Origin of the sequence: Klebsiella sp. KTE92 (assembly GCF_000398905.1) — a bacterium.
GTDB classification, from domain to species: Bacteria; Pseudomonadota; Gammaproteobacteria; order Enterobacterales; family Enterobacteriaceae; genus Klebsiella; species Klebsiella variicola.
Genome location: NZ_KB976100.1, coordinates 497,101 through 521,098 on the forward strand (window position 1 = coordinate 497,101; position 23,998 = coordinate 521,098).

Annotated in this window: 20 protein-coding genes, 1 rRNA gene and 2 other annotated features; of the genes, 14 read left to right on the forward strand and 7 right to left on the reverse strand. The window is 57.3% G+C overall.

Annotation, left to right across the window (positions count from 1 at the left end; all coding sequences use genetic code 11):
- Positions 1-31: 31 nt before the first annotated feature.
- Positions 32-790 (forward strand) — a sequence feature (23S ribosomal RNA rRNA prediction is too short).
- Between the two features lies 1 nt (position 791).
- Positions 792-1,664 (forward strand) — a sequence feature (23S ribosomal RNA rRNA prediction is too short).
- A gap of 109 nt (positions 1,665-1,773) precedes the next feature.
- From rrf to A1WC_RS22585, 3 genes are all read left to right on the forward strand, one after another.
- Positions 1,774-1,889, forward strand: a 5S ribosomal RNA gene (gene rrf, locus A1WC_RS22590).
- Between the two features lie 384 nt (positions 1,890-2,273).
- Complete coding sequence (locus A1WC_RS25650) at positions 2,274-2,549, forward strand: DUF2574 family protein (RefSeq protein WP_012969042.1); 276 nt, start codon at positions 2,274-2,276, stop codon at positions 2,547-2,549.
- A 323-nt stretch (positions 2,550-2,872) separates the two neighbouring features.
- A complete protein-coding gene (locus A1WC_RS22585; RefSeq protein WP_016160212.1) occupies positions 2,873-3,190 on the forward strand; it encodes a hypothetical protein in 318 nt (105 codons plus the stop codon).
- 40 nt (positions 3,191-3,230) lie between these two features.
- On the opposite strand, the gene A1WC_RS22580 is transcribed toward A1WC_RS22585, so the two are convergent.
- Genes A1WC_RS22580 through A1WC_RS22570 form a run of 3 tightly spaced genes read right to left on the reverse strand, consistent with a single transcriptional unit; the run spans position 3,231 to position 8,163 of the window.
- A complete protein-coding gene (locus tag A1WC_RS22580) occupies positions 3,231-4,355 on the reverse strand; it encodes an ABC transporter permease (protein WP_012542996.1) in 1,125 nt (374 codons plus the stop codon).
- On the reverse strand, positions 4,355-7,099 hold the full coding sequence (gene rbbA / locus A1WC_RS22575; RefSeq protein WP_016160213.1) for a ribosome-associated ATPase/putative transporter RbbA: 2,745 nt from the start codon (positions 7,097-7,099) through the stop codon (positions 4,355-4,357). Before rbbA ends, A1WC_RS22580 begins: the two co-directional genes overlap by 1 nt.
- Positions 7,096-8,163 (reverse strand): HlyD family secretion protein, encoded by a 1,068-nt coding sequence (locus tag A1WC_RS22570; protein WP_016160214.1) that lies wholly within the window; start codon positions 8,161-8,163, stop codon positions 7,096-7,098. Before A1WC_RS22570 ends, rbbA begins: the two co-directional genes overlap by 4 nt.
- Before the next feature lie 403 nt (positions 8,164-8,566).
- Between A1WC_RS22570 and A1WC_RS22565 the strand changes: the two genes are divergently transcribed.
- Positions 8,567-9,961: a GGDEF domain-containing protein gene (locus A1WC_RS22565; RefSeq protein WP_016160215.1), complete on the forward strand. Its 1,395-nt coding sequence runs from the start codon at positions 8,567-8,569 to the stop codon at positions 9,959-9,961.
- Positions 9,962-10,009: 48 nt separating this feature from the next.
- Here A1WC_RS22565 and trpS read toward each other — a convergent pair whose 3' ends face one another.
- Positions 10,010-11,017 carry a tryptophan--tRNA ligase gene (gene trpS, locus A1WC_RS22560; protein WP_016160216.1) on the reverse strand — a complete coding sequence of 336 codons (1,008 nt, stop codon included), beginning with the start codon at positions 11,015-11,017 and terminating at the stop codon, positions 10,010-10,012.
- Between the two features lie 503 nt (positions 11,018-11,520).
- On the opposite strand from trpS, the gene A1WC_RS22555 reads away from it, so the two are divergent.
- Genes A1WC_RS22555 through A1WC_RS22540 form a run of 4 tightly spaced genes read left to right on the forward strand, consistent with a single transcriptional unit; the run spans position 11,521 to position 15,956 of the window.
- Entirely contained in the window at positions 11,521-12,504 is a 984-nt protein-coding gene (locus tag A1WC_RS22555) for an autoinducer 2 ABC transporter substrate-binding protein (RefSeq protein ID WP_008807607.1), read from the forward strand.
- 50 nt (positions 12,505-12,554) lie between these two features.
- Positions 12,555-14,039 (forward strand): sugar ABC transporter ATP-binding protein, encoded by a 1,485-nt coding sequence (locus A1WC_RS22550; protein WP_008807606.1) that lies wholly within the window; start codon positions 12,555-12,557, stop codon positions 14,037-14,039.
- Positions 14,032-15,003 (forward strand): ABC transporter permease, encoded by a 972-nt coding sequence (locus tag A1WC_RS22545; RefSeq protein WP_008807605.1) that lies wholly within the window; start codon positions 14,032-14,034, stop codon positions 15,001-15,003. Before A1WC_RS22550 ends, A1WC_RS22545 begins: the two co-directional genes overlap by 8 nt.
- Positions 15,000-15,956, forward strand: coding sequence for an ABC transporter permease (locus tag A1WC_RS22540; protein ID WP_016160217.1), 957 nt, complete (start codon positions 15,000-15,002; stop codon positions 15,954-15,956). The genes A1WC_RS22545 and A1WC_RS22540 overlap by 4 nt, the downstream gene beginning before the upstream one ends.
- A 37-nt stretch (positions 15,957-15,993) precedes the next feature.
- On the opposite strand, the gene A1WC_RS22535 is transcribed toward A1WC_RS22540, so the two are convergent.
- Positions 15,994-16,776, reverse strand: coding sequence for an NAD(P)H-dependent oxidoreductase (locus tag A1WC_RS22535; RefSeq protein ID WP_016160218.1), 783 nt, complete (start codon positions 16,774-16,776; stop codon positions 15,994-15,996).
- 86 nt (positions 16,777-16,862) lie between these two features.
- On the opposite strand from A1WC_RS22535, the gene A1WC_RS22530 reads away from it, so the two are divergent.
- Together A1WC_RS22530 and fosA are read left to right on the forward strand one after the other, a co-directional pair.
- Positions 16,863-17,771 carry a LysR family transcriptional regulator gene (locus tag A1WC_RS22530; protein ID WP_016160219.1) on the forward strand — a complete coding sequence of 303 codons (909 nt, stop codon included), beginning with the start codon at positions 16,863-16,865 and terminating at the stop codon, positions 17,769-17,771.
- Complete coding sequence (fosA, locus tag A1WC_RS22525) at positions 17,765-18,184, forward strand: FosA5 family fosfomycin resistance glutathione transferase (RefSeq protein WP_016160220.1); 420 nt, start codon at positions 17,765-17,767, stop codon at positions 18,182-18,184. The genes A1WC_RS22530 and fosA overlap by 7 nt, the downstream gene beginning before the upstream one ends.
- Positions 18,185-18,256: 72 nt before the next feature.
- Here the strand turns inward: fosA and A1WC_RS22520 are convergent, their stop codons facing one another.
- Positions 18,257-19,669: a PLP-dependent aminotransferase family protein gene (locus A1WC_RS22520; RefSeq protein ID WP_012969021.1), complete on the reverse strand. Its 1,413-nt coding sequence runs from the start codon at positions 19,667-19,669 to the stop codon at positions 18,257-18,259.
- A gap of 177 nt (positions 19,670-19,846) precedes the next feature.
- Between A1WC_RS22520 and A1WC_RS25655 the strand changes: the two genes are divergently transcribed.
- The 4 genes from A1WC_RS25655 (at position 19,847) to A1WC_RS22505 (ending at position 22,769) form a co-directional block, all read left to right on the forward strand.
- On the forward strand, positions 19,847-20,011 hold the full coding sequence (locus tag A1WC_RS25655) for a DUF1127 domain-containing protein (RefSeq protein ID WP_008807599.1): 165 nt from the start codon (positions 19,847-19,849) through the stop codon (positions 20,009-20,011).
- A gap of 165 nt (positions 20,012-20,176) precedes the next feature.
- Positions 20,177-20,641 (forward strand): MarR family winged helix-turn-helix transcriptional regulator, encoded by a 465-nt coding sequence (locus A1WC_RS22515; RefSeq protein WP_016160221.1) that lies wholly within the window; start codon positions 20,177-20,179, stop codon positions 20,639-20,641.
- 6 nt (positions 20,642-20,647) lie between these two features.
- On the forward strand, positions 20,648-21,715 hold the full coding sequence (locus tag A1WC_RS22510; protein ID WP_008807597.1) for an HlyD family secretion protein: 1,068 nt from the start codon (positions 20,648-20,650) through the stop codon (positions 21,713-21,715).
- On the forward strand, positions 21,705-22,769 hold the full coding sequence (locus A1WC_RS22505) for a DUF2955 domain-containing protein (protein ID WP_016160222.1): 1,065 nt from the start codon (positions 21,705-21,707) through the stop codon (positions 22,767-22,769). Before A1WC_RS22510 ends, A1WC_RS22505 begins: the two co-directional genes overlap by 11 nt.
- Before the next feature lie 2 nt (positions 22,770-22,771).
- Here A1WC_RS22505 and A1WC_RS22500 read toward each other — a convergent pair whose 3' ends face one another.
- Positions 22,772-23,686, reverse strand: a complete 915-nt coding sequence (locus A1WC_RS22500) for a LysR substrate-binding domain-containing protein (protein ID WP_016160223.1) — start codon at positions 23,684-23,686, stop codon at positions 22,772-22,774.
- Between the last annotated feature and the right edge of the window lie 312 nt (positions 23,687-23,998).

The following is a 23,998-nucleotide window of genomic DNA, read 5'->3' on the forward strand; positions in this document are numbered from 1 at the left end:
TGCTGGAGGTATCAGAAGTGCGAATGCTGACATAAGTAACGATAAAGCGGGTGAAAAGCCCGCTCGCCGGAAGACCAAGGGTTCCTGTCCAACGTTAATCGGGGCAGGGTGAGTCGACCCCTAAGGCGAGGCCGAAAGGCGTAGTCGATGGGAAACAGGTTAATATTCCTGTACTTGGTGTTACTGCGAAGGGGGGACGGAGAAGGCTATGTTAGCCGGGCGACGGTTGTCCCGGTTTAAGCATGTAGGCGGAGGTTCCAGGTAAATCCGGTACCTTTTAACGCTGAGGTGTGATGACGAGGCACTACGGTGCTGAAGTAACAAATGCCCTGCTTCCAGGAAAAGCCTCTAAGCATCAGGTAACATTAAATCGTACCCCAAACCGACACAGGTGGTCAGGTAGAGAATACCAAGGCGCTTGAGAGAACTCGGGTGAAGGAACTAGGCAAAATGGTGCCGTAACTTCGGGAGAAGGCACGCTGGTGTGTAGGTGAAGTCCCTGCGGATGGAGCTGAGACCAGTCGAAGATACCAGCTGGCTGCAACTGTTTATTAAAAACACAGCACTGTGCAAACACGAAAGTGGACGTATACGGTGTGACGCCTGCCCGGTGCCGGAAGGTTAATTGATGGGGTTATCCGTAAGGAGAAGCTCTTGATCGAAGCCCCGGTAAACGGCGGCCGTAACTATAACGGTCCTAAGGTAGCGAAATTCCTTGTCGGGTAAGTTCCGACCTGCACGAATGGCGTAATGATGGCCAGGCTGTCTCCACCCGAGACTCAGTGAAATTGAACTCGCTGTGAAGATGCAGTGTACCCGCGGCAAGACGGAAAGACCCCGTGAACCTTTACTATAGCTTGACACTGAACATTGAGCCTTGATGTGTAGGATAGGTGGGAGGCTTTGAAGCGTGGACGCCAGTCTACGTGGAGCCAACCTTGAAATACCACCCTTTAATGTTTGATGTTCTAACGTAGGCCCCTAATCGGGGTTGCGGACAGTGTCTGGTGGGTAGTTTGACTGGGGCGGTCTCCTCCCAAAGAGTAACGGAGGAGCACGAAGGTTAGCTAATCCTGGTCGGACATCAGGAGGTTAGTGCAATGGCATAAGCTAGCTTGACTGCGAGCGTGACGGCGCGAGCAGGTGCGAAAGCAGGTCATAGTGATCCGGTGGTTCTGAATGGAAGGGCCATCGCTCAACGGATAAAAGGTACTCCGGGGATAACAGGCTGATACCGCCCAAGAGTTCATATCGACGGCGGTGTTTGGCACCTCGATGTCGGCTCATCACATCCTGGGGCTGAAGTAGGTCCCAAGGGTATGGCTGTTCGCCATTTAAAGTGGTACGCGAGCTGGGTTTAGAACGTCGTGAGACAGTTCGGTCCCTATCTGCCGTGGGCGCTGGAGAATTGAGGGGGGCTGCTCCTAGTACGAGAGGACCGGAGTGGACGCATCACTGGTGTTCGGGTTGTCATGCCAATGGCACTGCCCGGTAGCTAAATGCGGAAGAGATAAGTGCTGAAAGCATCTAAGCACGAAACTTGCCCCGAGATGAGTTCTCCCTGAGACTATAAGTCTCCTGAAGGAACGTTGAAGACGACGACGTTGATAGGCCGGGTGTGTAAGCGCAGCGATGCGTTGAGCTAACCGGTACTAATGAACCGTGAGGCTTAACCTTACAACGCCGAAGCTGTTTTGGCGGATTTGAGAGAAGATTTTCAGCGTGATACAGATTAATCGATGCGTCCGCAGGACGTGTTGAAAACAGAATTTGCCTGGCGGCGATAGCGCGGTGGTCCCACCTGACCCCATGCCGAACTCAGAAGTGAAACGCCGTAGCGCCGATGGTAGTGTGGGGTCTCCCCATGTGAGAGTAGGGAACTGCCAGGCATCAAATAAAGCAGAAAGCTCAGTCGAAAGGCTGAGCTTTTTGTTTTTGCGTTTTAACAAGAACCCCGTCCCGAAAGGTGCGGGGTTTTTTGCTGTGTGGGGTATATCTCCCCGGTGGCGCTGCGCTTACCGGGGCTACAAACCGGGGCTGACTGGTAGCCCGGACAAGGTGCGCAGCACCGCCTCCGGGGAAACATCCAGCCCGACCGCCGGGCTCGTTAACATCAGCAATACCTATCACATTAATAGGTTACCCTGTAATTGTCCTTATTAATAATATGGATTATCTTCCCTGCGTGATGAATCAACGCATCATCTCTCCTGAGGGAGAAAAATAGAAAGCAACTCGCTTATTTCTCATCCTGTTAACTGGTTATAAATTCAATGAAAAAACCGCTAATTGGGATCCTGACCTTCGCTTATGGACTAAGCTTACCTCTGTTTGCTGCTGATACCGCCACATTAACGCTCTCCGGGCGGGTGGTTTCAGAAACCTGCAGCACCGATATCGTCAATAAACAACCTCAGCAGCGTTGCGGAAAGAATACCTATCTTATTGCTTCGCAAAATAGCGTGACGAATGCTCGCGGCGTGATCACGCGGACGGTGAATTTACCGGATGATGCAAGTCGGAAAATAATTATTAGTAGTTACGATTAATATTATCTCTCTATTTCAGCGCCATTTTATTGTGCCTCGGTAAAATAATGGCGCTGCCTCTTCCTCCCGCAAAATAACGCACTTACGATTCAGAAAAAATATTTCCGTGACTGAATACTTCGCTCCCGGATGTATTGTGGCAAACGGCATGCTTCTTCCCTGTTTTTGTCTTAATGAGCTACATCATTAACACTTTGTTAACTTGATCTGGTTTATATGGCGGAAAATTTGTTATACAAAGGGGGATGATTGCCTGTATGGATGCTGCCCGAAATACCTTGCGAGACATATGCAGGTTATCGGCTGGCAATATGAGAATAGAAATGAAAATCCTGTTTAACTGGTCGCCACTGCGCCAGCTCTTCACTTACATTCAGGAGCGCTTTACCTTTCTGGTGCTGCTCTGCTGGCCAGCGATTATCTGGCTGTTCTGCCGGGTCGGCGTATGGCTTATGGATAACGTTTATGAACTGCTGGGGAAATCACCCGCCCAGTCCTTCACCGTTTATCTGCAGCCGTTTATGACCCCCGGCACGCTGCTGCGCATCTCCATCAGCTGGATTGTCTTATTGTTTATCCTGTTTAGTATGGCGATGGCCTTCACCTGGGGTTTACGTCGCTTTATGAACCGCCACAAATAAATCCCTGGGCCGCCGTCAGTCGACGGCCCTTCTTAAGCCCTTACGCCATCTCGCCAATAGTCTTACGAAAACGCAGCAACGCGATAGTAAAGAATACCCCGCCGATAGCCAGCAAGGTTAAGAACTGCGGCCAGACGATGGCGAAGCTGGCGCCGCGGTACAGTATCGCTTGCGCCAGACTGACGAAGTGGGTGGTCGGCATGGTCAACATAATATCCTGTACCAGCTGCGGCATACTTTCCCGCGGTGTGGATCCGCCGGAAAGCATCTGTAGCGGCAGCAGCACGAGAATCATCAGCAGCCCCAGCTGCGGCATCGAGCGGGCGAGGGTGCCCATAAAAATGCCGATTGAGGTCGTGGCGAACAGGCTGAGCGCCACCCCCAGCATAAACAGGGGAATCGACCCTTCAATGGGCACCTGCAAAATCCCCTGTACCATCAGTATCAGTGACAACCCGGAGACCACCAGCACCACCAGGCCCATCGACCAGATCTTGGCCATCATGATTTCAAACGGCGTTACTGGCATCACCAACAAGTGCTCTATGGTGCCATGTTCCCGCTCGCGGATCAGCGCCGAACCGGTGAGGACGATCGCCAGCATGGTGATGTTATTGATGATCGCCATCACCGCGCCAAAGCGCTCCTGCTCAAGGTTAGGGTTAAAACGCATCCTTACCGCCAGCTCTACCGGCAGTACGCTGTTATCCCGATAACGGGCGACAAAGCTGTTGACTTCGCCACTGATAATATTCTGGATATAGCCGTTGCCGGTAAAGGCCTGGCTCATTCGCGTGGCGTCAACGTTGACCTGGATTTCCGGCTGCCGACCGGCCAGCACATCGCGCTGGAAGTTAGGCGGGATGTTGATGGCGAAAGTGTAGCGCCCGGCATCCAGCCCGGCGTCCATCTCATCAGCGGTGATCAGCTCCGGCTCGAGAAACCAGGGACGGTAGAAAGCGTTAATAATGCGTGAAGAGAGCTGGGATTTATCCATATCAGCAACCGCGATCGGCGCCAGGTGCAGCGAACCAGGCATCACCGTGGCCGAGGAGTACACCGACACGGTAAACGCAAACACGATCAGCGCCAGCATCGCTTTATCGCCGAGCAGGCTGCGCAGCTCTTTGACGCCAAGATTATAAATATTGCGTAATCCGCGCATCATCCCTCCTGTTTCTTCAGCAGCAGCACGCTCAGCCCGAGCACCAGCGGCACCGCAATCAATAGCGGAATGAACGAGCCCCACAAATCGCTGAGATTCAGCGCCTTGGAGAAGGTGCCGCGAGCGATAGTCAGGAAGTGGCTGGTCGGATAAATTTGCCCGATCCAGCGCCCGGGCCCTTCCAGCGACGCCACCGGATCGATCATCCCGGAGAACTGGGTTGCCGGGATCAGCGTAATGATCGCGGTACCGAAGATGGCGGCGATTTGGCTCTTCATAAAGGTTGAGATCAGCAGCCCCAGACCGGTGGCGATGGTGACATACAGCAGCGCCGCCAGGGTCAGCGTCAGGAAGCTGCCCTTATGCGCGACGCCAAAGACAAAGACCGACAGCGCGCACAGCAGGAAGAAGTTAAACATGCCCAATACGATGTAAGGCAGCTGCTTGCCGAGCAGGAATTCGCTGCGGGTGGTTGGCGTCACGTACAAGTTGATAATCGATCCGAGCTCTTTCTCACGGACTACGCTCAGGGCGCTGAGCATCGCCGGGATCATCATCAGCAGCAGCGGGATCACCGCCGGGACGATGGCCGGCAGGCTCTTCACGTCCGGATTATAGCGATAGCGGGTCTCGATGGAGATGAGCGAGGTATCGCGCTGTGGGCTGCTCTGCCGGGCGGCCATCTCCTGCAGCCAGGCGAGATGCATCGCCTGCACGTAGCCGCGCACGGTTTCCGCGCGGTTGGGCATCGCGCCGTCCACCCAGACGCCGATTTGCACCGGTGTGCCGCGGGCGATATCGCGACCAAAGTTCGGCGGGATCTCTATCGCCACCGCCAGTTCGCCGTCACGCATCCGGCGGTCCAGTTCGTCATAGCTGTGCAGCGGCGCCTGTTCGATAAAGTAGCGTGAACCGGCTATGTTCTGCGACCAGCCCTGGCTGCTGAGGGTTTGGTCGCGGTCGAGTACGGCAAAGCGCAGATCCTCAACGTCCATGCTGATCCCATAACCCATGATAAACATCAGGATCACCGTCCCCAGCAGCGCCAGCGTCGATCGCACCGGATCGCGGCGCAGCTCCAGCGCCTCGCGGCGGCTGTAGCTAAACAGGCGGCGTAGACTGAAGGCCTGCCGTGGGGCCGTGTGTTCCGAATGCGATGCGACAGCAGACGTGGGGTCCTCTGGTACTGGAGAGGACGGTTGGGCCTCTTTAAGCCAGGCGATAAACGCCGCTTCGAGGCTGGCTGAGCCACGTTGCTCAACCAGCGCCTGCGGCGTATCGCTGGCCAGCACCTTGCCGGCGTGCATCAGCGAGATGCGATCGCAGCGTTCCGCCTCATTCATAAAGTGGGTGGAGATAAATATAGTAACGCGATCCTGGCGCGCCAGGTCTACCATCAGCTGCCAGAACATATCGCGCGCTACCGGGTCGACGCCGGAGGTCGGCTCATCGAGGATCAGCATCTCCGGGCGGTGGATGACCGCCACCGCTAACGACAGGCGCTGACGGATCCCCAGCGGCAGATCGGCGGGAAGCGCGTCTTTAACCTCGGTCAGCATAAAGCGCTCGCTCATCTCAGCGACCCGGTGGGCTATTTCGTCGTCCGGGATATGAAACAGGCGGGCGTGCAGCTCGAGGTTTTGCCGAACGCTCAGTTCGCTATAGAGCGAAAAGGCCTGTGACATATAGCCCACCCGCTGGCGGGTGGCGATATCCTTCGGGTCGACCGGCTGGCCGAACAGCCAGGCTTCACCTTCGCTGGCGGGCAGCAGGCCGGTGAGCATCTTCATGGTGGTGGATTTGCCGCAGCCGTTAGATCCAAGGAAGCCAAAGATTTCGCCGCGGGCGATGCGAAAGTTAACGTGGTCGACGGCAACAAAGTTGCCGAAGCGCATGGTCAGGCCGCGCGCTTCGATAGCGATCTCTTCCTCACGGTCGTCGCGCGGCGGGATGATTACCGCCTTATGCGCCTGACGTTGCGCTTCAGGTAGCAGGGCGATAAACGCCTGCTCCAGGGTCTGGCTGCCGGTCTGGGCTTTGAGCTCCGCGGCGCTGCCGGTCGCCAGCACCTCGCCGGCATTCATCGCCACCAGCCAGTCAAAGCGCTCGGCCTCTTCCATGTAGGCGGTAGCGACCAGAACGCTCATCTCCGGCTGGCGCTGGCGAATACTGTCGATAAGCTCCCAGAACTGCGCCCGGGAAAGCGGGTCGACGCCGGTGGTCGGTTCATCAAGGATCAGCAACTGCGGGTCGTGGATCAGCGCGCAGCACAGGCCGAGCTTTTGCTTCATCCCACCGGAGAGTTTACCGGCGGGGCGATCGCGAAACGGCGCCAGCCCGGTGCTCTGCAGCAGCTCGTTGATGCGCAGTTCGCGCTCGGCTTTATCGTGACCAAACAGGCGGGCGAAGAAGTCGACGTTTTCATACACCGAGAGGGTGTGATAGAGGTTTTTCCCCAGCCCCTGTGGCATCCACGCGATTTTCGGGCACACGTCGCGGCGGTGATGCACATCACGCATATCGCCGCCAAGCACCATCACGTTACCCTGTCCAATGGCCCGCGCCCCGGCGATCAGCGAGAGCAGGCTCGATTTGCCGACGCCGTCCGGGCCAATCAGACCAACCATACGCCGTGCCGGGATCGCCAGGCTGATATCCCGCAGCGCGATGGTGGCGCCATACTGCTGGCCAACGTTTTCCAGCAGGGCGACGGGGGGCGAGGTATCCTGCGGCGTCAGTTTCATTGCGGCAACCTCACCGTTAGCGCCTCAGGCCAGGGTTGCTGTTTATCCACCCGCACGTAAGCCATGCCGGGCAGGCCGGTTTTGACATATTCCAGATGCTGCGCCAGCAGCTCCGGCGGGATGCGCGCTTTGACGCGGAACATCAGCTTAAGGCGCTCGTCGCTGGTTTCTACCGTTTTCGGCGTGAACTGGGCGACGCTGGCGACAAAGCTGATGTTGGCCGGGATCACCAGATCCGGCGCGGCATCAAGGATCAAGCGCGCTTCGCTGCCGAGCGCCAGCAGGCCAGCCTGTTCGGTTGGCAGAAAGAAGGTCATATAGACATCGGCGAGATCGACCATATTCAGCACCCGGCCACCGGCGGCCAGGACTTCGCCTGGCTCAGCGACGCGATATTGAATGCGGCCATCACGGGGTGCTTTCAGCTCGCTATCGTCAATATCGGCAAGGATCCGCCGTTCGGTCGCCTGGGCGGCTTCGACGCGGGTTTGCGCCTGAATAATGCTGGTGCGGGCAGCTTCGATGGCGGCGCGGGCGGCAGAGACCTGGGCTTTTGCCGATTCCAGCGCCGCGCGGGCACTCTCTGCTGCCGCGCGGTCGTCATCCAGCTGCTGGGCGGAGACGGCGCCGCGCTGCGACAGGGCATTCGAGCGGACATGGCGTTTCGCCGAGGAATCCAGCTCCGCCTGGCGCTGCTTCACCACTGCTTCGCTGGCGCGCATTTCACTCTGCCGCTGATCGAGCAAGGCTCTGGCGGCGAGCACCGCGCTTTCCGCCTCCTTGATTTGTGCGGCGGCTTCAAGACGCTGCTCGTTCAGTACGCGGGTATCCATCCTCGCGAGGACTTCTCCCTGACGCACAAACTGGCCCTCTTTGACCAAAATCGTGTCGATACGCCCGGCGATTTTACTGGCAATATCGACTTCGGTGGCTTCGATTCGGCCGTTGCTACTGGCAAAACCGTCCGGGAGACCTGGCGGGCGCAGCAGCCACCATGCGGCGGCGGCGAGCATCACCAGTAAGCCGACAAGATACCCTGCCCAACGTTTCTTTATTTTGTCCATACGCGACTCGCTTGATTCCCTTTGCTGAGTGGTGCGCGTGTTTCCTCCGCCGAGCGGAGCGTCCTCCTTGCGAGGGACGAAAAGGTGGGGATAAAGGCCGCTGACGCCGCGCTCTGCCGCGTCGATGCGCAGCCGATCGCTGTGCTACTTATGTGGTCATCATCAGCGATCCTGGCCTTAATGAAACACGCATAGTGAGAGCTACCGTCATCGCGATAGTAACATTCGTGGCGATGTTGTCCATACGAAGTGCATGGTCTTGTCGGTGTGTTAACAGAAATACCCACCGTCAGGATAAAACCGCGAAAACAGGGCGCCTGTTTTGTTATCTGGTTGCCCCCCGGTAACTACGATATGATTCCGCTCCTGGCATTAAGAAACATCCGACGAGTGCTTTAATTTCATGAATGAAGAAAGCCAAAAATATATCGCCGTGATTTTTAAGGAATGGCTACCGCTGTATGACAGCCTGACGCCGGACGTCCGTGCATTGCTTAAAAAAATGGCCGATGAGCGATCGTCGATGTTAGCGACCCGCTTTTACGATTTTATTTTTCAGGATCCGGATATCGCCAGGCACCTCTCTTATGAGCTGGTTGAGGAACGTCTGAGCCGCTCTCTGGCGGGATGGGTACAGCAGATCCTGACCTGTGAAAAAGAGGATCTTCAGGCTCTTGCGGAGCGCCAGTATCAGATCGGCAGCATTCATTCGCGGATTGGCATCCCGGCAGAGGCGGTGCTGCGCGGCACGCGGCAGATAAAATCCGGGCTGGTGGAGGCGATTCGTGACAGCCAGGTCGCGCGGGACACCGGGATAGCGGCTATCCATTACGCGATCATGGCGATGAATATGGCGGTGGAGATGATGTGTCACGCCTATACGCTGTCGCATTATCGGGCTACCAAAAATGAAGAAGCTTTTCGTCTGTACAGCCTGATGGATAACGTCCCGATGGAGTATGGCAAGCAGCAGGCATCGCTTTCGGGTTGGGAAAATAGTGCGATTTTTAATATCGTCAGCGAGAACAGGACGGACCTTAACGCAACGTTATTATCTGAATCCGAATTTGGTTTGTGGTTTCGCCATAAATGCGTTCGCTATTTTAACCACAATCCGCAGATGGGGGAGATTACTGAGTTGATCGGTCAGGTGGATGCGTTGATTACCGAATGGCGTACCGCGGAACAGGATGCTGGTTATAAAAATACTCAGAGCCTGCTGCAAAAGATCCATATCCATTGCCAGCACATCAGCAGCCAGCTGGGAGTGTTATTCAGTAGTCTGTCGCAGATGCAAAATGGCAAAGACGCGCTAACCAGCCTGCTTAACCGTCGCTATCTGCCTGTGGTGCTCAAGCATGAAGTCACCCTGGCGATTGAGTATGACCTGCCGCTGACGGTAGCGATTATCGATATTGATTTCTTTAAAGAGATCAATGACAAATGGGGCCATATGGTCGGCGACCGCGCCATTAAGCACGTAGCCGATCTGCTCAGCGATAATATTCGCTCCAGCGACTATCTCTTCCGCTACGGCGGCGAGGAGTTTCTGCTGGTGCTGGTGGAGACCCGCGCGGCAGAGGCTTTCCCTCTCCTTGAACGTCTGCGCAAAAAGATTGGCCAGCTGGCGTTTAACGTTGGCGGCGACACGCAGATCCCCATCACCGCCAGCATTGGCTTTGCCGCCCACACCGGTCACCCCGATTACAATCTGCTGCTGCGCGACGCCGATAACGCGCTGTATGCCGCCAAGCGCGAGGGGCGCAACTGCGTGAAGATGCACAAAGGCGGGGGATAAAACCGTAGCCCCGGTAAGCGTAGCGCGACCGGGGAAGGGCTCTGAAACTCAGAACAGCACCGGCAGCCCCAGCCCGCGCTTCACCTCATGTAGCGTCTGCTGCGTGAGCTGGTGGGCACGTTCGCTGCCCTGGCGCAGCAGCTCAAGCAGCATCCCTTTATCCTGAATATAGGTAGCCCGGCGTTCGCGGATCGGCGCCAGTAGCGCCTGCAGGCAGGTTTCCAGTTCATTCTTACACTGGCGATCGCCCAGCCCGCCGCGCTGATAGTGGGCTTTCATCTCAGCAACCAGCGCCTTATCGCTATGGAAAGCGTCGAGATAGGTGAACACCACGTTGCCGTCGACATGTCCCGGATCGCTGACTCTCAGGTGCGTCGGGTCGGTATACATCGCGCTGACCGCGCGGTGGATCTCCTCTTCACTGGCCGATAACGTCAGCGTATTGCCCAGCGATTTCGACATTTTGGCATTACCGTCGACGCCCGGCAGGCGGCTCACTTCGCTGAGTAGCGCCTTACAGTGGCGCAGCACCGGCTCGCCGGTGAGGCTATTCATCTTGTGGACGATCTCGTTGGTCTGCTCAATCATCGGTAGCTGATCGTCACCCACCGGCACCAGCTCGGCCTTGAAGGCGGTGATATCGGCCGCCTGGCTAATCGGATAGGCAAGAAAGCCCACTGGCAGCGAACGGGCGAATCCCTTTTGGGCAATCTCATTTTTGACCGTCGGATTACGTTCCACGCGGGCGACGGTGACGATATTCATATACAGCGCGCTGAGCTCCGCCAGCGCGGGCAGAGCGGACTGCAGGCAAATAGTGGTGAGCCTGGGGTCGATGCCGACGGCCAGATAATCGGCCATGACTTCGAGGATATGGTGGCTGATTTTTTGCGGGTTGCTGCCGTTATCGGTGAGCCCTTGCAGGTCGGCGATCAGGATAAACTGCTGGTGGTCGTGCTGCAGCGCGACGCGCTGGCGCAGCGAGCCGACGTAGTGGCCAAGGTGCAGCTGGCCGGTCGGGCGGTCGCCGGTGAGGATGGTTTGTGGATGGTTCATCAGGGACTCCTTATCAGACTGTTCAGCCGAAAGACGTCCTGAAAACACCAAAGCCGCCTTCCGGCGGCTTTGAAAATGGAAACGTGTATCGTGCCGCCTGTTATGCAGGCCGCCACCAACGACGGGGATAGGTAACGATAACGTTTCTGTTCATAGGGAGTATCCTGCCACGGAAGGGGCTGGAGGCGCAATCAAAAATCACATACTTTTCCTGATGTTATTTATGTGTTTGTTTTTCGGTAAATGACGAAGCGGGAAAAATATATTTTCTCTGCGACCCGATCATTATTCTGGAACAACAAACTATGTTGCATGTTTTTTGTGAAAAAGCTCACGTCACAGGATTATAGTATTATTATCCATATTTATAGCTGGATATTACCTGTCTGCTGTTACGGCTTGTGTTTATTCTCTTCTAAATTATTAACATTATTACAATTTATATCTCTTTTCCGCTTTGCGTCATACCCCTGTCTGACTACAACGTATTGAGGCTAATTATTATGCATAAACGTCTGGTCGTTAATATTTTTTCATCATTGCTGTTGGGGGCTGCGCTTATTTCCGCGCCGGTATATGCGGCGGAAAAAACCGTAGTCAATATTTCAAAAGTGGATGGCATGCCATGGTTTAACCGGATGGGTGAAGGGGTCGTCCAGGCCGGGAAAGAGTTTAACCTCAACGCCTCCCAGGTAGGGCCGTCCAGCACCGATGCGCCGCAGCAGGTGAAAATTATTGAGGACCTGATTGCACGTAAAGTGGATGCCATCACTATCGTGCCTAACGATGCCAACGTGCTGGAGCCGGTATTCAAAAAAGCCCGTGACGCCGGCATCGTCGTGCTGACCAACGAATCGCCCGGGCAGCCGAGCGCCAACTGGGATGTGGAGATCATCGATAACGAGAAGTTCGCCGCTGAATACGTGGAGCATATGGCCAAGCGGATGGGTGGCAAAGGCGGCTACGTTATCTATGTGGGTAGCCTTACGGTACCGCAGCACAACCTGTGGGCAGATCTGCTGGTGAAATACCAAAAAGAACATTACCCGGACATGCATGAAGTCACCCGCCGAATGCCGGTGGCGGAAAGTGTTGATGATTCCCGCCGTACCACGCTTGATCTAATGAAAACTTACCCGGATCTGAAAGCGGTGGTCTCTTTTGGTTCGAATGGCCCAATTGGCGCGGGGCGCGCGGTGAAAGAGAAGCGTGCGAAAAACAAAGTCGCGGTCTACGGGATGATGATCCCATCGCAGGCGGCTTCTCTTATTAAGAGCGGCGATATTACTGAAGGGATCACCTACGATCCGGCGACAGCCGGCTATGCCCTCGCGGCGGTCGCCAGCACCCTGCTGAACGGCAAAACCATTGAGCCGGGCTTCGAACTGAAAGAACTCGGTAAAGCGGATGTCGATAGCGACAAGCATATTATCCGCTTCCATAAAGTGCTGTTGGTGAATAAAGACAATATTGATTCGCTCTACTAATCCACCTTCCGGGGCGCCTGCCGCCCCGGCTTAACCAGCCAGGGGATGCTATGGAACCTTTCCTTTCCCTTCGTCACGTCAGCAAAACCTTCCACGCCAACCGCGCGCTCAATGATATCAGCCTCGACTTTATGCCCGGGGAAGTGCACTGCCTGGCCGGGCAGAACGGTTGCGGGAAGTCGACGTTGATCAAAATTATCTCTGGCGTCTATCGCCCGGATGAGGGCGCAGCGATGACGCTAGGCGGCAAGACGTGGCCCAAACTAACGCCAGCGGCCTCTGTCGCCCATGGGATCCAGGTGATTTATCAGGATCTGTCGCTGTTTCCCAATCTCAGCGTGTGGGAGAACATTGCCATTAACCACTATCATCGCGGCGTGCTGGTGAGGCGCAGCGAGCTGCGGCGCAGTGCGGAGCAGGCGATGCGCAGTATTAACGTCTCGCTGCCGCTGGATGCCGCTGTGGAGTCGCTCTCCATCGCCCGCTGTCAGCTGGTGGCTATCTGCCGCGCGCTGGCGCAGGATGCCCGGCTTATCATTATGGATGAACCCACGGCCTCATTGACCCATCAGGAAGTGGAAGGACTACTGCATGTGGTGCGCCAACTGCGTGAGAGGGGGATCTGCGTCGTCTTCGTTAGCCACCGTCTGGAAGAGGTCATGGCCGTATCGGACCGCATCAGCGTGCTGAAGGATGGCAATCTGGTTGGTACCTTGCCGGCGGCTGAGGTGACCACCCGACGGCTCGGTTTTCTGATGACGGGCCAGGAGTTTGACTATCAGGTGCGCGATCTGTGGCAGGGGAAGGGCAGCACGCCGGTGCTGGAGGTGCGCAATCTCTGTCGCAAAGGGGAATATCACAACGTCTCCCTGAAGGTCGAAGCCGGAGAAGTGGTGTCGATAGTCGGCCTGTTGGGCGCCGGGCGAACAGAGCTGTGCCTGAGCCTTTTTGGCATGACCCGCCCCGACAGCGGTGAGATCCTGATAAATGGCCAGCCGGTGCGGTTGCGCAGCAACCAGGATGCTATCCGCCACGGTATTGGCTATGTCTCTGAGGACCGTATGTCGCGCGGCCTGGTGATGAGCCAGTCGATTGAAAACAACATCATCAGCACGGTGTTTCATAAAGTGAAAGGCGCTTGTGGGCTATTGAGTGACAGTAAAGCTCAGCAACTGGTCGCAAGAATGGTCAACGCGTTGACCATCAAGGCGCCGGATACGCATCTGCCGGTGAATACCCTCTCCGGCGGCAATGCCCAGCGCGTCTCTATCGCCAAATGGCTGGCGATCTCGCCTAAGCTGCTGATCCTCGATAGCCCAACCGTGGGGGTGGATATCGCAAACAAAGCCGGGATCTATCATATCATCAGCGATTTGGCTGCCCATGGTATCGCTGTGCTGATGATTTGCGACGAGATCGAAGAGGCGTGGTACCAGAGTCATCGCATCCTGGTGATGAAGCAGGGCGAGCTAACCCATAACTTCCCGCCGGACAGCAGTACCCAGCAGCAGATAGCGGAGGTGGTCAATGGCTAATCTGTTGAAACAACATGAATTCTGGTTAGGTATGTTTATTATTGCGTTGTGCCTGCTGCTGGGCTGGCGCAGTGAGGAATTTTTCACTTTCGGCAATCTTTACGACCTCGCTAATAACTACGCGATGCTGACCATTCTCGCCTGTGGTCTGTTCGTGGTGCTGATCGCCGGCGGGATTGATATCTCCTTCCCGGCTATGACCATTATCGCCCAGTACGGCATGGTGGTGATGCTGCAAAAAGTAAGCGGCAACTTCGCGGTGGCTTTTGTGCTTGCCGGCGGCATCGGCGTGCTGCTGGGGCTGGTGAACGCGCTGTTGGTTAATCGTCTGCGGGTCCCCTCGATCATTATCACCATTTCTACGCTCAATATTTTCTACGGTTTGCTGCTGTGGTTAAGCAAAGGTGTCTGGCTCTACGACTTCCCCCCGTGGTTTGAAAAGGGGGTCATGCTGTTCAAATATACCGATGCCGATGGTTACGATTACGGCCTGGGGCTGCCGCTGCTGACGATGATCGCCGTGGTGCTGTTGACCGCGTTTATCATGAATTTCACCACCGTTGGCCGCAAGATCTATGCCATGGGGGGCAACCGGGAATCCGCCAGCCGCGTCGGCTTCAGCGTGCTCCGCCTGCAGCTGTTCGTTTATGGCTATATGGGGCTAATGTCGGGGGCCGCAGGTGTCGTGCAGGCGTGGACAGTGATGACCGTTGCGCCGGATTCACTGCTGGGCTATGAGCTGACGGTGCTGGCGGCGGTGGTGCTGGGCGGCACCAGCCTGATTGGCGGGCGCGGAACTCTCACCGGTACGCTGCTGGGGGTGATTTTACTGGCGGTGATGCAGAACGGCCTGAACCTGCTGGGGGTCTCCTCCTACTGGCAGACCCTGATCACCGGGGCGATCATCGTCGTCAGTATCAGCGTAACGGCATGGAGCCAGCATCAGAACCGGAGCTTGTTATGAAAAAATCGTGGCGCAACAACGTTGAGTTTTACCTGATCGGCCTGCTGCTGCTGACGGTTATCGCCTTTAGCATCGCCATGCCAAACATCTTCTGGTCTGTCAGCAATTTCCAGTCGATTGCCTCGCAAATGCCGGTGTTGGGGATCCTGGCGCTGGCGATGGCCATGACCATGCTTTGCGGCGGCATTAATCTGTCCATTATCGCGACGGCCAACGCCTGTTCGCTGGTGATGGCTTGGGTAGCGACGAGCTATCCGCCGGGTGGCGCCACCGCGCTGGCGACGCTGTTGGCCGGCGGAGGGGCGGCGATGATCATTGGTCTGTGCAACGGGATACTGATTGCCGGGATCCGCGTTTCGCCGATCCTGGCTACCCTTGGCATGATGACCCTGCTTAAGGGGATCAATATTCTGATCACCGGCGGCAGCGCTATCGCTAACTATCCGCAGTGGGTGCTGTGGCTGAATCACGCTCAGTGGTTCGGTATTCCGCTGCCAATGTGGCTTTTTGCGGTGGTGGCGTTTGGGCTGTGGGTGCTGCTGGAGAAAAGCCCGCTGGGTCGGGCGATCATGTTGATCGGATCCAACGAGCGGGCGACCCATTATTCCGGGATCAATACCCGACGGGTATTAATGTGGGTATATGTCATCTCGGCCCTGCTCTGCGCGGTGGCGGCGTTTCTGATGATGTCGAAGCTGAACTCAGCCAAAGCGTCTTATGGAGAATCGTATCTGCTGGTGTCGATCCTCGCGGCGGTGCTCGGCGGCGTGAATCCGGATGGCGGCAGCGGGCGCATCGTCGGGATGGTGCTCGCGCTGTTCCTGCTGCAGATCATTGAGAGTGGGTTCAATATCCTCGGGATCAGCCCCTATCTGACGATGGCGCTGTGGGGCGTATTGCTGCTGTGCTTTATCCAGGCGCGAGGCATGCTGGGACTGGAGAGAGCTGGGTAAATGACCCGTCCTCGGGGGGCGAAGACGGGGTAGTCAGTTATTCGCTACGCAGATGCACCGCCAGGCCGCTTTGCCCCGGCGCCAGCTCCGGGCGCAGCGTCAGCGACGGGATCAGATAATCGCCATGATTCTGCCGGCGGAATGGAATGGGCTCGGTTTGCCACAGCGTGTCCAGCCGCTCGGCCAGCGTGGCGCACTGGTCGGCGAATTGCCCGGCATCGGTTTTATCCGTGCGGTAGAACACCAGCGGCGGAAGCACCTCAAAGCCGGGATAGAACAGCATACCGTGCTGAATGGGGAACAGGATGTCGTCGATGGGGCCATTGATCCCGCGCGGTGAATAGTGTTCCGCCCAGCCGCCGGCGGTGACGATCAGCATCGCCCGTTTGCCGACGAAGGTGCCTTCCCCATAGCGATCGCCCCAGTGGCGGTCGCTGTGCTCGCCGACGCCATAGGCAAAGCCCCAGGCGTACACCCGGTCGATCCAGCCCTTCATGATGGCGGGCATTGAGAACCACCACAGCGGGAACTGGAAAATCACCGTATCGGCCCACAGCAGCTTTTCCTGCTCGGCTGCGATATCCGCACTTTGGGTGCCCTGGGCAAAGGCCTGTTTGGAATCGAGGGTCGGCCGCCAGAACTCGCCGACCGGCGGGGCGCCGCTGTCATCGGCGTCATACCCGGCCTTCCAGCGCATGGCGTAGAGATCGGAGACTTGCACTTCATGCCCGGCCTGCTGCAGATGGCGGACGGCAAAATTTTTCAGCGCGCCATTAAGCGAGCGCGGTTCCGGATGGGCGTAAATCAGCAGTACTTTCATAACATCACCTCTGGCGTATGGAGAGCTGCAGAGTAGGAAAGCTGACGTTATAGTAGAAATTAATTACTTAAATTCCAGGTATAGCCGTGATTAATTTACATCGTCTGGATCTTAATCTGCTGCGCACGCTTGATGTGCTGCTCAGTGAAAATAATGTCACCCGGGCGGCGCAGCGGCTGAATCTGTCGCAGCCCTCGGTGAGCATTCAGCTCGCCAGGCTGCGGGAGATTTTCGCCGACCCGCTGCTGATGCCGGGCCCGCGCGGCATGCAGCCCACCGCCCGTGCCGATGAGCTTCGCCAGCCGCTGCGCGCAGCGCTAGCCGCACTGGAGCAGGCGGTAGCGCCGGTCAGCCCTTTTGATCCGGCGACGGCGGCGGAGACCTGGCGGGTGGCAGCGACGGACTATATGGCCTCGGCGATCCTCCTGCCGATGCTGGGCAGGCTACGGCTGGCCTCTCCCGGCAGTCGGCTGGCGGTGTTCGAGCTACAGCCGGCGCGGCTGGAGCAGCAGGCGGCCAGCGATACAGTAGATCTCTTCTTTCATACCCGCGAGGGCGCGCCGCCGGGGCTACATCAGCGCCTGCTGTTTCGCGAACGCTATGTGCTGGCAGGCCGGGCGGAGCATCCGGCGCTGCGGCCTGGGCTTAGCCTGGAAACGTTCTGTCAGCTGGAGCACGTGATCGTCTCCCCGGACGGGGGCGGCTTCAGCGCGGCGACCGATACCGCGCTGGCGAATCTTGGCCTGGCGCGGCGGGTTGTCCTTTCCGTGCCACATTTCCTGTTTATGCTGGAGACCCTGCGCAATAGCGATCTGGTGGCGGTGCTGCCGGAGCGGCTGGTGCGCGGGCAGAGCGGGCTGGAAGTCGTCGAGCCGCCACTGGCGGTCGCCGGCTTTGAGATGCTGATGCTGTGGCACGAGCGCTGGCACCGCGACCCGGCGCATCAATGGCTGCGTCAGTTCATTGTGAATTCACTGGAGGAACAGACATGCTGAGTGGACTGAATCACCTGACCCTGGCAGTCAGCCAGTTGGCGCCGAGCGTGGCGTTTTATCAGCAACTGCTGGGCATGACGCTGCACGCCCGCTGGGACAGTGGCGCCTATCTCTCCTGCGGCGATCTGTGGCTGTGCCTGTCGCTGGATCCGCAGCGGCGCATCACCCCGTCGGAAGAGAGCGACTACACCCATTATGCGTTTAGCATTAGCGAGGCGGATTTCGCCAGCTTCGCCGCCCGCCTGGAGGTTGCCGGCGTGGCGGTCTGGAAGCTAAACCGCAGCGAAGGCGCCTCGCACTATTTCCTCGATCCCGATGGCCACAAGCTGGAGCTGCACGTCGGCAGTCTCGCCCAGAGGCTGGCCGCCTGCCGTGAGCAGCCGTATAAGGGAATGGTGTTTTTTGACCAGTGAAGCTGATTTGCGGACGCGGGGTAACCCGTAGCCCCGGTAAGCGCAGCGCCAGCGGGGAGAACAGATTAAACTTCACTCCATCGCCACCTTCACCGCTTCTCCCAGCTTCACCATCACTGCTTTATGTTTCTCGGTCGGCGGCAGGGCGCAGTTGATCCTGACGCAGTTGCGATACTTGCCCGCTGCCGAAAACAGCGAGCCCGGCGCGACCTGGATCTTCAGCCGGCACAGCTGTTTGGCGACGCAGACCATATCCACCTGCTCCGGGAGCTCCACCCACAGCATAAAACCACCTTTTGGCCGGGTGACGCAGATCCCGCACGGGAAAAACTCCCGCAGCCAGCAGGTGTAGATCTCCATATTACGCTGATAGATCTGCCGCATCCGCCGCACGTGACGGTGGTAGTGGCCTTCGCGAATAAAATTGCAAGCCGCCAGTTGGGTTGAAGGGACGTTAGTGCCGCTGGCGGCGTACTTCATCTGTAGCAGCTTGTCGTAGTAGCGCCCGGGCGCTATCCAACCGATGCGCAGGCCGGGGGCGATGGTTTTGGTAAAAGAGCTGCAGAGCATCACCCGGCCGTCGATATCCCAGGAGTGAATGGTGCGCGGGCGAGGGTACTCGGTGGCCAGCTCGCCGTAAATATCATCCTCGAAAATCACGATATCGTGGCGCTGGGCCAGGTTCAGCACCGCGCGCTTGCGAGCGTCCGGCATGATAAAGCCCAGCGGGTTATTGCAGTTTGGCACGAGGATCACCCCTTTGATCGGCCACTGATCCAGCGCTAGCTCCAGGGCCTCAATGCTGATCCCGGTTTCCGGATCGGTAGGGATCTCAATGGTCTTTAATCCCAGTCCGCGCAGCATCTGCATCGTGCCGTAGTAGCAGGGAGATTCCACCGCCACGATATCGCCAGGCTGGCATACCGACAGCAAGGCCAGAGACAGCGCGCTATGGCAGCCGCTGGTGAGCACCAGATCATCAGCCGTCACTATCGAGCCGCCGTCAAGCATCAGACGGGCGATCTGCTCCCTCAGCTCGCGGCGCCCGGCCAGCTCGTCATAGTTCAGCACTTCGCTGAGGTTATGCTGGATCGCCCGGCTCAGTTCGCGCCAGATAGGCTTCAGGCTTGGCTGTGTGACATCCGGCGAGCCGCCGCCGAAGGGGATAATCGATTTATCGTAGCGGGCGTCGAGCATGGTCAGCACCTGATCCCACTGGGTGATCTCCACCGGGCGCTGTACCGGACGCGACATCGGCGGCACCGGCGGCTGGGCCTTGCGGGGGGCAACGAAATAGCCCGATCGCGGCTGCGGTACGATCATCTGCTGCTGCTCAAGCAACTGATAGGCCTGCTGGACGGTGCTGATGCTGACGCCGTGCTCCTGGCTCAGGCTGCGCACCGACGGCAGTTTTTCGCCGTGGCGATACAGGCCCTGTTCGATGCGTTCGGCCAGCAGCGTAGCGAGATGTTGGTAGCGGGTCATGCTGTATCCTTAATTGCAGCCATACAGATGGAATAACCAGTACAGATTGGCGTAAAAATTGGGCTCTGGTGTACGTTTTAGCTAATCTGTATGTTAAAGAAAAGCATTTTGTGAATCTGTATTCCTTGGCCCCAAATCCGTGAAGATAAAGCCTCTGGCAAGGTGAGGAGGTAGAGGATGGAATTTCACGAGAACAGGGCAAGACAGCCATTTATCGGTTTCGTACTGCTGGTGCGGTTTATCAAAAAATGGTGGCTTCAGGAGCAAACGCGCAGAGCTTTGCAGCGAATGAGCGACGAACAGCTGAAAGACATCGGCCTGCGTCGGGATCAGATCAATTAAAAAGTGCGGTTTTTTTCAGGCATCATTCCTTCTTTGCCCCGGTAAGCGCTGGCGACGCCGGGGAATACATTCACGAAATTTATCAATTGATGCGGCGCGATCGTCCGTTTCTTGATACTTACCCTGATAAGTATTATTTTCTTCTCAACAATGAGAGGAAAACCTGTGACCGAAGACGACCTGTTTGCCCGCCGCCCGTTGGGGATGAGAATGGCCATGGTGGTGCGCCAGTGGCGCGCCATTATTGACTCCGCTATCACCGATACCGGACTCACCCAGTCCAGCTGGACGGTGTTGATGCAACTGCATCAGCTGGGAGACAACGTCTCGGTCAGCGAACTGGCGGAGGTGCAGGGGATTGAACTGCCGCCGCTGATGCGCACCCTCTCGTTACTGGAAAAGCAGGGCTATCTGGTGCGTTCTACATCGCCATATGACAAACGCATTCGCCTGCTGACGCTGACCGCCGAGGGGCAGGCGATTCTGGAAAAACTGAGCTGCGTGATCGAGACCTATCAGGAACGCGTGACTCAGACCATCCCGGAGGCCGACCTCGCCACCTTCAGCGCCACATTAAATCAAATCGCCTGCCGTTTGCGGAATATCCGCGAAGAAGATAACAAGATCTAACACACTATGATGACGCCTGAACAAAAATTTGCCCGCTGGGTACGGGTGAGTATTGCCGCTTTTCTGGGAATATTCGCCTGGTTTATCGTTGCCGATATCTGGATCCCGCTGACGCCAGACTCCACCGTCATGCGCGTGGTGACCCCGGTTTCGTCGCGGGTCTCCGGCTATGTCTCGCACGTTTACGTGCACAACAACAGCCAGGTGAAAAAGGGCGACCTGCTGTATGAGCTCGACCCAACGCCATTCATTAATAAAGTTGAAGCGGCGCAGATCGCCCTCGAGCAGGCGAAACTGAGCAACCAGCAACTGGATGCACAAATCGCCGCCGCCCGCGCCAACCTGCGCACCGCACAGTACACCGCCCGTAACGATAAGGTCACGCTCGATCGCTACCAGCGCCTGAGTACGATGCAGAACGTCTCGCAGTCCGACCTCGATAAGGTGCGTACCACCTGGCAGACCAGCGAGCAGTCGGTCTCGGCGCTGAACGCGCAGATCCAGAACCTGCTGATCCAGCGCGGCGAGCGCGACGATAAGCGCAACGTCACCCTGCAGAAATACCGTAATGCGCTGGAGGAGGCGCAGCTGAACCTGGCCTGGACCCAGGTGCGTGCCGAAACTGACGGTATGGTCAGCAACCTGCAGCTTAACCCGGGGATCTACGCCACCGCGGCGACGGCTGTGCTGGCGCTGGTCAACAACAACACTGACATCGTCGCCGACTTCCGTGAAAAGAGCCTGCGACACACCGCGGTGAATACCGATGCAGCGGTGGTCTTTGATGCCCTGCCGGGGCAAGTCTTCCCGGCGCACGTCACCAGCAGCGATGCCGGGATTCTGGCGGGGCAGGAGGCGGTGAACGGCCAGCTGTCGCAGCCGGAGCAGTCCACCCGCTGGGTGCGCGACGCACAGCGCATGCGCATTCACGTCGCGCTGGATCAGCCGCTGGCGAAACCGCTGCCGACCGGCGCCCGCGCCACGGTGCAGCTGTACAATAGCGAGGGACCTTTCGCCCGCACCTTCGCCGGCCTGCAGATCCACCTGGTGAGCTGGTTGCACTATGTCTATTAATACCCTGGCGCACGTCTTTACGCCGCACGGCAATATCGTCTACACGGCGAATGATTTTCGCCAGACGGTGCGTATCGCCGTGGCCGGGACGATTGCGCTCAGCATCTCCACCTTCTACGACGTGCAGTACGGCGTATTTTTTGTGGTGTATCCGCTGATGCTGATGTCGCTGGTGCCGGTGTTCAACCGCCATGTCGCCCGCCAGTTTGTGTTCAGCGCGGCGGTGAACTGCGTCGAAATGGTACTGATCGTCGGTTATCTGTCGCAGTGGCCGGTGATTATGACCCTGGTGGTGTTCGCCCTGTACGTGATGCGTTTTCGCTTTATGAGCCAGGGGCCGCTGTTTCTGCTGGGGTCTATGGGCGTGGTGTGCCAGAGCACGATGCTCAACTTTATGAGCTATCCCACCAGCAACTGGCACACCCTGATGTTCTCCAATATGGAAGCCTGTGTGCTGGCGGTGGCGCTGAGCGCGCTGCTGCATTACCTGATCCCGGACGTCGAATCGCGCAAGCCGCCGCCGCGCATTGAAAAAGACGCCGCCCGCATTCGCCACGAGTCGCTGCTCTCCGGTACGGTCGCGACGATCATCTTTGTGGTGTTCCAGATCTGCGATCTCAGTGACTCGCTGTCGGCGCTGATGGCCGGGATCTTGATCCTGTTTCCGATGCACTATCGTGGGGCGGTGATCAGCTCGATCTGGCGCGTCGTCGGGGTGGTGCTGGCCTGTCTCTATATTCTGGTGGTGCAACTGATCATCTATGATTTCAGCAACCACATGATCCTGATGATGCCGCTGATTGGTCTCGGGCTGGCCTTCAGCGCCCGCCTGCACGTGATGGAGAAAGTGGGCGCCGGGGTGGGCTTCGCCAGCATTACCACCATCGGCATTATGTTCGGCCAGAATCTGCATCCCTATCAGGATCTGGTGTTCAGCGACCTGTACCGCATCACCTCGGTGACGGTCTCGCTGGTGGTGACGCTGACTCTGGTCTTTCTCATGCACCGTCTGCTGAACTGCTTTGCGGCGACGCGCTTTGTGGTGAGCGAATAGGGTCACACCGTCATCGCCCGCTGCGCATCGCGAAAGGCGTTATGGAGTAAGCGCCACATATGGTGCGCGGCGGGGGTAAAGCGGCGGTTCGAGTTGCGTAATAAGTGGCATTGGGCGCTGCTGGCGATCGGATGGTCGATGGGGACCGCCTTTAGTATGCCGTGAGCGATTGCTTCCCGGGCGGCGAATTCGGTCATGAAAGAGATCCCCAGACCGGCCTGGCTCAGGCTCATGGCGGTGGAAAAGAGGTTGCAGCGATAGGCCGGATGAAACTGCCGCCCGGCGGTTTTAAACATGGCGTTCATATGGCGCTGTAGGCCAAAGCTTTCTGTCAGGGCGATCAGGCGATATTGCGTCAGCTCATCGATGGTCACCATTGACTGTCGCGCGATGGGATGCTGCGGAGAGACCACCGCGCAGATGGGCCCCCACTGGAAACTGTGGCGTTTAAGCTCCGGATTGCCGATGGGGCCGAAGGCGACCGCCATATCCGCTTCACCGCTGGCGATATCGTTGAGCATCTCCTGCATATTGCCGACGCTAATATCAACGAATACGTTCGGCCACGACTGCGAAAACGTGCTCATCACCGACTCGATAAAGGTCGTCACCAACCCTCCGCCAATTCTCACAGAGATGGTGCCGCCACGCATATGGCGTAAATCCTTTAGATGACTCTCCAGCTTTTCCCGCCGCTGGCGGCTTTCGTGGTAATCCTCGGCCAGCAAACGTCCGGCTTCAGTGAGCGCCACATTGCGCCCCTGTCGCTCCAGCAGAGGGAGTTCCAGCGTTCGCTCCAGCTGCGCTATCTGGCGGCTGATAACCGACGGATTAATCCCCAGAATATCAGCGGCCCGCCGAATGCCCCCCTGGATCCCGACTTCGTACAGATAGCTCATGGGACGTTCGTGCAACATCCTGTCTCCCTCCTTTGTTGACTTCAGGTCAACAATAACATCCTTTACCAGACATTTATCATCCCGGCTAGTTATAGATAATCGTGATTCAGGTACATAACAGACAAGGGGAGTCACGGAACGGATTAACTGCCATGGCAATAAACCAGTACCACCGGTGGTTGCCAATAATAAGATATCGATATGCCAGTAAAAAGATAAATAAGTGAGGTATATGCCTGTTGCCGGCTTTTCGGGAAAAGAGAGGCACCTTATTTATTGATGGGTGTTTTACGTCAAAATAATCAATGCCAAAACCAATACATTGAAAAG